The 3,691-nt window shown below is 30.5% G+C and carries 6 protein-coding genes; 3 read left to right on the top strand and 3 right to left on the bottom strand.

Annotated features, from left to right (window positions below):
• Positions 1 to 114: 114 nt before the first annotated feature.
• Both Q0370_RS00195 and Q0370_RS00190 read right to left on the bottom strand, forming a co-directional pair.
• A complete protein-coding gene (locus Q0370_RS00195) occupies positions 115 to 717 on the bottom strand; it encodes a YitT family protein (RefSeq protein WP_299570464.1) in 603 nt (200 codons plus the stop codon).
• A gap of 11 nt (positions 718 to 728) precedes the next feature.
• Positions 729 to 908, bottom strand: a complete 180-nt coding sequence (locus Q0370_RS00190) for a hypothetical protein (protein WP_005607204.1) — start codon at positions 906 to 908, stop codon at positions 729 to 731.
• A gap of 164 nt (positions 909 to 1,072) precedes the next feature.
• Between Q0370_RS00190 and Q0370_RS00185 the strand changes: the two genes are divergently transcribed.
• Together Q0370_RS00185 and Q0370_RS00180 are read left to right on the top strand one after the other, a co-directional pair.
• The gene (locus Q0370_RS00185) at positions 1,073 to 1,618 is read left to right on the top strand and encodes a hypothetical protein (RefSeq protein ID WP_299570461.1); all 546 of its coding nucleotides are present in this window, start codon (positions 1,073 to 1,075) and stop codon (positions 1,616 to 1,618) included.
• Positions 1,615 to 2,169, top strand: a complete 555-nt coding sequence (locus tag Q0370_RS00180; protein WP_299570459.1) for a DUF1697 domain-containing protein — start codon at positions 1,615 to 1,617, stop codon at positions 2,167 to 2,169. The genes Q0370_RS00185 and Q0370_RS00180 overlap by 4 nt, the downstream gene beginning before the upstream one ends.
• A gap of 110 nt (positions 2,170 to 2,279) precedes the next feature.
• On the opposite strand, the gene Q0370_RS00175 is transcribed toward Q0370_RS00180, so the two are convergent.
• Positions 2,280 to 2,678, bottom strand: a complete 399-nt coding sequence (locus tag Q0370_RS00175) for a hypothetical protein (protein WP_299570457.1) — start codon at positions 2,676 to 2,678, stop codon at positions 2,280 to 2,282.
• 142 nt (positions 2,679 to 2,820) lie between these two features.
• Between Q0370_RS00175 and Q0370_RS00170 the strand changes: the two genes are divergently transcribed.
• A complete protein-coding gene (locus Q0370_RS00170; protein WP_299570454.1) occupies positions 2,821 to 3,678 on the top strand; it encodes a hypothetical protein in 858 nt (285 codons plus the stop codon).
• The last annotated feature ends 13 nt before the right edge of the window (positions 3,679 to 3,691 follow it).

Below are 3,691 nucleotides of genomic sequence, written 5' to 3'. Positions count from 1 at the left end.
ACTATTTTGCTGTCTTAGAAAACGATACCATCAAAATTTTCATTTTTCTTTTTGTTTATAAAAAATTAAATCCTATTTACAAGAGGACTCCTCCTGCAAATAGGATATGCTTTCTTATTTAATGGGAAGCAATTTTTTTAAAATCACCATTGTTTGGTCCATAATCACTCCACTAATTACTAGTGAAACAACTGGTCCAATCGTTGGCCATTGTCCCATAATAGCTGCGATAATCACACAACTAGCATCAATTAAGAATTTGTTTCGTGGTATAGACGTTTTGAATTTTTCGTGTAAGGCAAGGGTTGCGGCGATATAAGGTCCAACCCCAAGTTCTGCTAAGGCATAGACTGCACATCCTATGGCAATTAAGGCAATCCCTACAACCATCGCAATTATTTTTATGGTGATATCCATTTCAGCAAGTGCTCTAAAATCGAACAGGTCAATAAAGAAACTTTGCAAGAACATCCCTACAACCGTACCAAATCCAATATATCTCCAGTTAATACTGAGCGTAATCGCCAGGAATACCAGAGAAACAATGATGTTACTCATTGCCATACTAACCCCAAAGGTGCGATTTAATCCTTCCCACACAAGAACGACAACGTCAGCTCCTAATGTACTCGAACCAGCCATCTTTGCACCTAGCCCGATTAAAAAACAGGAAATGACTAATAAAACTAATCGAAGTCCTAATTTATCTTTTTTCAATCTCATTCTCCTTATTTGGACCAGTTTTCTGGACTCCACATCCGCCCGTCCAACTCTCCATGTGCTTGTTCAATTCGTTTTGCTTGTTCTAAAAGAAGAGTTTTTGCAGCCACAAGCAAAGCGCGTTCTTTATATTCTTTTTCTTCCGCAATCCATGCATCAAGTAACCTGATTTTCTCAATAATCTCCATATTGACTCTCCTCCCAATCACTCAGATGCATTTCGAGTTCCAGTCTTTCATCCTGATTCTCTTTGATCCACTCTGCGATTTGTTCCCACTCGGCACCTTTCATTGATTGTGCACGTTCGATAAACCAATCTTTTGTATTTTTTAATGGTATTGCTAAATTTAAAATGAAATATAACGAGGATAATATTCTTTTAGCTAAAAATTTAAATTATCCTAATTCTGCTTATGCACAATATGATGAAACGCCTAATTTGTGGTTGTCATTAGCAGAACAGATGAAACTACAATACCTAGAAGAATATAAAACTAATAAATTAAATATGATTTTATTTTTAGTTAACTCAAATTTAGTTCTGTTAAGAACTGAAGCAAAAGAACGACTAATCAAAGCAGAAGCTAACTTACAACTAGAAGATGAACAAATTTATAAAATTGATAAAAAATTCATTTCATTCTTTTCTGAAGATTTGGCATTGTGGACTTCTTCAGAAATTAGTTCAAACAAAATAGAGCATGAGTTATATGATAAATTAAAAGTTGATTTTGTTTATGTGAGAGTGACTCAAGTTTATCACAATACTTTTGAATATGAAGTCCTTGATAAAGTTGAAATCTATAATGAAAATATTTTCATTACATATACTCCAGCTTTTACTTGGAATAACAATTCTATTTATTTAGAGAATTTACGAGAATTTACAATTGAATGATTAAAATACCAAATAAGAAAGGAAATCCTTTGGAACATATTGTTTTACTAAGAGGTGTTACTCCTAATGGAAAAAATGCTATCCCCAAAATGTCTTATTTAGTAGATGTTTTAACAGAAGCTGGGTTTCAACAAGTTCGAACTTATATTCAGAGTGGAAATATTATTCTTGAAAGTGAGTTGCCCCTAGAAGAAATACGAGAACAGGTTCACTCTCTAATAAAGGAAAAAATTGGCGATGACTTAAAAATAGTAATCAAGGACAAAAGTACTTTTACAAAAATTGTCCAAGAAAACCCGTTTGGAGAACACTATCTTTATGACCGGGTAAACGTGATTTTTTATCAAGAACCTATTCAAAGTCTCCCTTTAGAAAAATTAAAAATTGATTACGGTGAAGAAGAAATTTGTATCGGTAACCATTGTCTTTACCTCTATCTCCCTAGAACTGCAAAACAAAAGAAACTTAGTACCAACTATCTTGAAAAGCTTTTTAATGTAGATTTGACCATGCGAAAACTAAATGTAGTAGAAAAATTATTAAGAAAGTAGTAAATGTATCTCTCTCACGAAAAACAGCTTCCAATCACTTAAACTCAGTCTAAAACAAATAAAAAAGAACTTACATAAAGTAAGTTCTTTTTATTTTTTCATATAGATTTTCAAACTTCTTTAATATAGCCATTTAAAAAATCTTCTAAAGATTCATATTCTGATTCATAATAATGCAAATTAAACACTTCTTGCAAGAGAAAAACTTTATAACTTTTTTTCTTAATATTTTCAATAATTTTCAAATCATCAAAAAAATATTCTTTCCAAACTCTATTTTCTAGATGTAATTTAATTTTTTCAGACTCAATCAATTCTCGTAAATAATCAGTATTTTTAACTAAATAAGATTGAATAGATTCACCTTCATTTTGAACTTCTAAAAATAATCCTTTTCTTTTTGCATTTTCAAAAGTTAACTCTTTTTCATATTTTTGGCATCTTTCAACAATTTGTTTAATTTCTAAAGCAATTCCCTTGTTAAAATTTAAAATGTCTTTATTCTTCATTATCTTTACCTCATTTCTTTTTCTTTATATTTTGATTATATAACGTAGCTCCTTATTTGTCAATAAAAATATTTTTTGTTGACAAAATAATTGCTTTATTGTATTATATAAATATAGAAAATCAAGAAAGAAGGCAAAAACAATGACATACCCAAAATTGATTTCATGGAGCTACCGAGATGGCCGAGGATTATTTTCATCAAAAAACGATAAAGAGTTTATCAATCTCTTTTATGTACGAAATGCAGAAACAGAAGAAACTATTAAAAAAGTAGGTTTTATTCCAAGTGACGCTCTAGGACCTGATTTCCCTGGCGTGTATAGACAAAAAGAATGGGGCTACAGCCAACGCGCTCGTTCTCATGGAAAAATTAAAAAGAAATTCCAAAAACTATATCCGGATTTGGAAGATAAATTCTTATGTAAACAAGCTAATAATGGAGAAAATTTGAATGGAGCAATTTGTGCAAGATTGTGTGTTGACAGTTGGGTTAATCCATTAACAAAAGAATACTCAGAATATTTCTTATCAAGTAAATACATTAAAGCTTCAGCATTTGATGATACAAAATTTGTAGAAGATTTATTAAACTATAAACCCCTTGCTCTTGGAAGTGGAGTAATTAAATCTTATCAAGAAGAAGAATTGCCAAACTTTGTACAATCTGTAAAATTTTATAACCAGAACTTATATAAGAAATTACTTTCTTTTGATAAGGTACAAGAATTGAGCAAAGAATTTTCACCAGTTGGAAAAACTGCAAAAGTCCATACATTAAAACCATCAAAAGTTTGGCCATTAAAAGATTTATTTGATTATTCTATTAACAAATCTTATTTTTGGGATGGTGAAAAAATTATTATTACATTTAGCAACAAAAGTCAAGAGCTTACTAATATTGATACACTAACATTTACTCCTAAAGAAGATTACTTGGTTGAAATTATTGAAGAAGATTCTGTAACTCCTATGACTGAATTTGTTCAACCTAAAAAATAAAAGAGCAAGAAAT

Origin of the sequence: uncultured Leptotrichia sp., assembly GCF_938036635.1 — a bacterium.
GTDB classification, from domain to species: domain Bacteria; phylum Fusobacteriota; class Fusobacteriia; order Fusobacteriales; family Leptotrichiaceae; genus Leptotrichia; species Leptotrichia hongkongensis.
The sequence above is the reverse complement of the archived record's forward strand: the minus strand, read 5'-3'. Positions and strand labels throughout refer to the sequence as shown.

What these genes read in the sequence shown, in the direction of transcription:
- Q0370_RS00190 (WP_005607204.1), bottom strand. Translation starts at nt 908, where the DNA reads ATGGAGATTATTGAGAAAATCAGGTTACTTGATGCATGGATTGCGGAA.
- Q0370_RS00180 (WP_299570459.1), top strand. Translation starts at nt 1,615, where the DNA reads ATGATTAAAATACCAAATAAGAAAGGAAATCCTTTGGAACATATTGTT.
- Q0370_RS00175 (WP_299570457.1), bottom strand. Translation starts at nt 2,678, where the DNA reads ATGAAGAATAAAGACATTTTAAATTTTAACAAGGGAATTGCTTTAGAA.
- Q0370_RS00185 (WP_299570461.1), top strand. Translation starts at nt 1,073, where the DNA reads ATGAAATATAACGAGGATAATATTCTTTTAGCTAAAAATTTAAATTAT.
- Q0370_RS00170 (WP_299570454.1), top strand. Translation starts at nt 2,821, where the DNA reads ATGACATACCCAAAATTGATTTCATGGAGCTACCGAGATGGCCGAGGA.